The sequence below is a fragment of the Pseudomonas sp. P5_B2 genome (assembly GCF_056400445.1).
Genome location: NZ_JBFULH010000279.1, coordinates 1 through 5566, shown reverse-complemented (window position 1 = coordinate 5566; position 5566 = coordinate 1). Strand labels below are relative to the sequence as shown.

The 5566-nt window shown below is 59.1% G+C and carries 4 protein-coding genes; 3 read left to right on the top strand and 1 reads right to left on the bottom strand.

What is annotated here, in order from left to right:
- Positions 1-168: 168 nt before the first annotated feature.
- Entirely contained in the window at positions 169-1242 is a 1074-nt protein-coding gene (locus tag AC1DRJ_RS18280) for a diguanylate cyclase (protein ID WP_477803397.1), read from the bottom strand.
- A 191-nt stretch (positions 1243-1433) separates the two neighbouring features.
- Here AC1DRJ_RS18280 and AC1DRJ_RS18275 point away from each other — a divergent pair, with 191 nt between their 5' ends.
- The 3 genes from AC1DRJ_RS18275 (at position 1434) to hglS (ending at position 5526) form a co-directional block, all read left to right on the top strand.
- Positions 1434-2888, top strand: coding sequence for a flavin-containing monooxygenase (locus tag AC1DRJ_RS18275; RefSeq protein ID WP_477803396.1), 1455 nt, complete (start codon positions 1434-1436; stop codon positions 2886-2888).
- A gap of 22 nt (positions 2889-2910) precedes the next feature.
- Positions 2911-3858 (top strand): alpha/beta fold hydrolase, encoded by a 948-nt coding sequence (locus AC1DRJ_RS18270; RefSeq protein ID WP_477803395.1) that lies wholly within the window; start codon positions 2911-2913, stop codon positions 3856-3858.
- Positions 3859-4140: 282 nt separating this feature from the next.
- The gene (gene hglS, locus AC1DRJ_RS18265) at positions 4141-5526 is read left to right on the top strand and encodes a 2-oxoadipate dioxygenase/decarboxylase HglS (protein WP_477803394.1); all 1386 of its coding nucleotides are present in this window, start codon (positions 4141-4143) and stop codon (positions 5524-5526) included.
- The last annotated feature ends 40 nt before the right edge of the window (positions 5527-5566 follow it).

Genomic DNA, 5566 nt, shown 5'->3' with positions numbered 1-5566 from the left:
CTGTAGGACTGAGCCCTGTGGCGAGGGGGCTTGCCCCCGTTGGGTTGCGAAGCAGCCCCAAAATTTCTGATGCAACAACATCCTGTGAGTGCTGCGCACTCAAACGGGGCGGTCCGACAAGCCCCCTCGCCACAAGGCTCGTTCCCACAGAGGATTGGAGGTGATGGATCAGACTGGATTGAGCAATTCGTGATAGGGCGTGCCATTGCTGCGGCAGATCACCCGATTGCGCCCAGTGGTCTTGGCTTCGTACAACGCCTGATCCGCATCGTTAAGCCACAAGGTTGCGTCGGTATGCGTCGGGTCAAACGCCGCCAGACCGATGCTCAAGCTGACCTTCAACCCTGGACTCTGCTCGTAACCCAACGAGGCAAAACGGTCGCGCAAGGCTTCCATCGCTGCGGCCGCACCGTTCAATGGCACGTCGGGCAAGATCACGCAGAACTCGTCACCGCCATAACGCCCTGCAACATCGGTGGCGCGCAAGTTTTGCTTGAGCATTTTGCTCAGCTGGCGCAACACAATGTCTCCGGCGACGTGGCCGTAGGTGTCATTGATGTTTTTGAAATGGTCGATGTCGATCAGCGCAATCGCCCCGCCCTGCCGCTGGCGTTGGCAGCGCTGGAATTCGACTTCCAGTTGATCCTTCCAGGCGCCATGGTTCAACAGGCCGGTCAGGCTGTCGGTGCGGCTCAGGGCCAGCAACTCGCACTTTTGTCGGCCAAGGGTAGTGGCCTGACGAAAGCAGAGCCAGCCCAACGACAAGGGATACACAATCAATAAGGGCATGCAGGCGAACATTTGCAACGGCGTCGTCGACGGGATGAACGTCGGGGTAAACACCAACCCTCCAACCACCATCCCGAGAATCTGTGCAACAAAGCCTACTAACAAAAAACGCAAACCGCCGATGGCGACATTGTGCATCGCCATCATCGACAGCGTTGCAACGCTGGGCAGCGGATTGAACTGCATGGCCGCCACCCAGAAACCGCCGAGAAAGGCGTCGACCAGGATATTGCGATGCTCGGAGTGAATCGGCACCTTGGCCCGTTGCGCCCACTGATGGGCAACGTGCGGCCAGAACACGCCGTTGAACACCATCAGCCCCCACACCCACGGCGCCGGGTCGAGTGGGTACATCGCAGCGCTCACGCACAACAATCCCAAGGCCAAGCCCAGGGTTCGCGATGCGTAGAGCCTCCTGGCCAATGAAAGTCCTTTTCCTCCCGAATTTACCATAGGGCCTCTGAGYCACTGAACGGAACCTGATAACACCGGGTTGCAGGTGCGTTGAGAGTCTATCAGGGTGCCGTTAAATTGCCATCACCGGCGAGCTGCTTGAATACCGGGGTATTGCCACCACGCGAGTCGTCAATGTTTGGCTATACATGAAGAGAGGGTTCAATAAACAATGATAAGAAAGGAAGCCCATGCAAACTTTTCAAGTGTTGATCATCGGCAGCGGTTTTGGCGGTCAGTGCGCGGCGATCAATTTGCTCAAGGCCGGCATAGACGATTTTCGCCTGCTGGAACGGCGGGACTTTTTCGGCGGCACCTGGTGCCAGAACACCTATCCCGGCGCGGCAGTGGATGTGCCCTCGCCCCTGTATTCGCTGTCTTTTGCGCCCTATCGCTGGACACAAATGTTCGCCGAGCAGGCGGAACTGCACCGCTACACCCAGTACGTGGTGGAACACTTCGGACTGCGCGACAAGGTCGAGCTGGAAGCCAATGTCGAACGGATCGAATGGGATGACGCCAGCAAACGCTGGGGCGTGCACACCAGCACCAAAGGCACGTTTTACGCACAGTTTCTGATTAACGCGACGGGGCCGTTGAGCCAACCGGTCGTCCCGCACTTCGAGGGCATGGAACGCTTTCAGGGCAAGACCTTTCACACCAACAACTGGGATCATTCCTACGATTACCGGCAGAAACGCGTGGCCATCATCGGCAGTGGAGCCAGTGCCGCGCAAGTCATCCCGGCGATTGCTCCGGATGTTGAGCACCTACACGTGTTTCAACGCACGCCGCACTGGGTGCTGCCCCGGGCCGACCGCGCATTTGGCCCGTTCCAGCGCTGGCTGCTGGGCCTGAAACCCGCCTACAAACTGCTGCGCTGGATGATCTACTGGCAGTTCGAAACCCGGGTGATTGCCTTCAAATACTCGAAACCGGCCATCCACATGGTCCAGCAACACGCCCTGCGCTTCCTCAAGCGTCAGGTGCCAGACCCCGAATTACGGAAAAAACTGACGCCGGATTTCACCATTGGCTGCAAGCGGGTGATTGTCTCCAGCACCCTCTATCCGACGCTCAGCCGCAGCAATGTGACCCTGAACAGTCGCGAAAACGGCGTTGCCTCTATCGATGAAACCGGCATTGWCACCCAGGATGGCCAGCACATCGACCTCGACCTGATCGTCTGGTCCACCGGTTACGACGCCACCGACGGGGTGATTTCCTACCCGGTCACCGGCAAGCACGGCACGCAACTTAAGGACGTCTGGGCCCAGTATCCCCGGGCCTATCTGGGCACCAGCCTGCCGGACTTCCCGAACCTGTTCATTGTAACCGGCCCCAACACCGGCATCGGCCACACCTCGGCGCTGTTCATCATCGAGTCGCAGATGAATTACATCCTCGACTGCATCCGTACGTTAAAAGCTCAAGGTTTACGCAGCATTGAAGTTCGCGCCGAAGCGGAACGTACCTACACTGAAATGATCCACCGTGAAATGGAGCGCACCGTATGGAAGTCCGGAGGGTGCCACAGTTGGTACCAAAGCAAGAGCGGTCATGTGATCGCCATGTTTCCGGGCTTCAGTTTCAGTTATCACCGTTTGACCCGGGCCTTGAAACCCGCCGACCACATCCTGTCCTGATCACGTAAAAGGAAGTCATACGATGCTTCTATTCGTTGTCATCATCGCGGTTGTCGTGGCCTGGAGCTGGTTGAACTATCCGGCCATCGGTTATTGGCTGTATGACTTGTGCATGGCCGTTGAAGCCAAGCTGTATCGGCTGCACAAAATCATCGTGCCGATCAACGAGATGACCGTCTCGACCTGGCAAGGCGGGCCGTATGAAGCATCCAGCAGCGTGCTGATGCTGCACGGCTACAGCGCCGACAAAAATCTGTGGCTGCGCTTTGCCCGGCACTTTGTCGGTAATTATCGGGTCATCATTCCGGACATTGCGGGGCATGGCGAAACCGGCTTCAAGGCCGGCGGCGGCTATGACATCCCGTTGCAAGCCAAGCGGATAATTCAGTTGCTGGATGTCTGCGGTGTCGAGAAGGTGCATGTGATCGGCAACTCAATGGGCGGTTACATCGCGGCGTGGCTGGCGGCCACGTACCCGGACCGGATCGCTTCCGTGGCGCTGATCGACCCGGCCGGGGTCACCGCGCCCGAGGCCAGCGATCTGGAGCGGCATTTGGCCAAGGGCCACAATCCGTTTCTGATTCATTCGCGGGAAGAGTTTCAATATTTCTACGCAATGACCATGGCCGAACCGCCGTGGGTGCCCCGCGTGGTGCTGGACGCCATTGCCCATCGCTATGAAAAAAGCCGCGATGAACTGGAAGAAATCTTCAACGATTTTCGCGCCAGCCCGCCGATGGAACCCAAACTGGCCGACATCAAGTGCCCGGCGCTGTTGCTGTGGGGGCACAAAGATCGTTTGATCGACGTCAGCAGCGTGGCGGTCTGGAGCAAAGGCATCGTCGATCTGCGGGTGCATATCTGGGATCACAGTGGCCACATGCCGATGGTCGAACAGCCCGCCAATACCGCACGACTGTATCGGGAGTTCTTGGGATCGCTGCGCACGGAAAGCCGCTCCCACCAGTAACACCGCCGGCCCTGTAGCAGCTGCCGAGCAGCGCGAGGCTGCGTCCGGCGGCGAAGCCGTCGTGAAATCAGGCCCCGCGGTTTTTCAGTTAAACCGCGTTTTCCGGGTTTACGACGGCTCCGCCGCCGGACGCAGCCTCGCGGTGCTCGGCAGCTGCTACAGGTCCGACTGCGAAGCAGTCCTTGGCAGAATGAAGTTCGTAAGATTCTTCGTTTGTCGGCGGCACTGAAGGCTGCGATCTTTTCGCACATCCTTTACGTCACCGCGCCAGGAATTTTTTTCATGAACCAGCCACGCTTCGTCAGCCCTGACCTGATCCGCCAACGCTTCTCCAAAGCGATGTCCGACATGTACCGCGAAGAAGTGCCGTTGTACGGCGCGCTGATGGAGTTGGTGGAGCAGACCAACCAATACGTACTGGACAACGACCCGCAGATCGCCCGTCAGTTGAACAGTACCGGCGAAATCGAGCGCCTGGACCTTGAGCGTCACGGTGCTATCCGCGTCGGCACCGCCACAGAACTGGCCACCCTCGCCCGCTTATTCGCGGTGATGGGCATGCAACCGGTGGGTTATTACGACCTGACTCCGGCCGGCGTACCGGTACATTCCACGGCGTTTCGCGCGGTGCACGAAGCGGCGTTACAGGTCAGCCCGTTTCGCGTGTTCACCTCGCTGCTGCGCCTGGAGCTGATCGAAGACCTTGAATTGCGCGCGTTCGCTCAGTCGGTGCTGGATAAACGCCAGATCTTTACCCCGGCGGCGCTGACGCTGATCGAGCGTGCTGAAACCGAGGGCGGTCTTACTGAAGACGAGGCGCAGCACTTCGTCGAACAGGCCCTGGAAACCTTTCGCTGGCACCACAGCGCCACCGTCACCGCTGCTCAATACCAGAAACTCAGCGCCCAGCATCGCCTGATCGCCGACGTCRTGGCCTTCAAAGGCCCACACATCAACCACTTGACGCCGCGCACGCTGGACATCGACATCGTCCAGGCGCAGATGCCGGCCCATGGCATCACCCCCAAAGCGGTGATCGAAGGCCCACCCCGCCGTCAGTGCCCGATCCTGCTGCGCCAGACCAGTTTCAAGGCGCTGGACGAGCCGGTTGCTTTCACCGATCAAGCTGAAACCCAGGGCAGTCACAGCGCACGCTTCGGTGAAATCGAACAACGTGGCGCCGCGCTGACACCTAAAGGCCGGGCGCTCTATGATCGTTTGCTCAATGCCGCACGGGACGAGCTTAAAGACTTCCCCAATGAAGCCAATGCCGCACGCTACAACGCGCTGATGGCCCAGCACTTTGGCGAATTCCCTGACACCTACGAAGGCATGCGCCGACAGGAACTGGCTTACTTCCGCTACTTCGTGACGGAAAAAGGTCAGGCGGCGGATGCGTTGGAATCGTTGTCGCTGGAGGATTTGCTCGACGGCGGTTACCTGCGGGTTGAACCGCTGGTGTATGAGGATTTTCTGCCGGTGAGCGCAGCGGGGATTTTCCAGTCGAACCTGGGGGACGCGGCGCAAACCCACTATGGCGTGCATTCGAACCAGCAGGCGTTTGAACAGGCGCTGGGGCGCGCGACGATTGATGAGTTGGGGTTGTATGCCGAGACCCAGCGGCGTTCGGTTGAAGAATGCTATGCCGCGTTGGGCCACGCGATCTAAAACGTGCAACGTGTAGCAGCTGGCGCAGCCTGCGTCCGGC

Coding starts and splice junctions, on each gene's coding strand:
- AC1DRJ_RS18280 (WP_477803397.1), bottom strand. CDS start 1,242: ATGGTAAATTCGGGAGGAAAAGGACTTTCATTGGCCAGGAGGCTCTAC.
- AC1DRJ_RS18270 (WP_477803395.1), top strand. CDS start 2,911: ATGCTTCTATTCGTTGTCATCATCGCGGTTGTCGTGGCCTGGAGCTGG.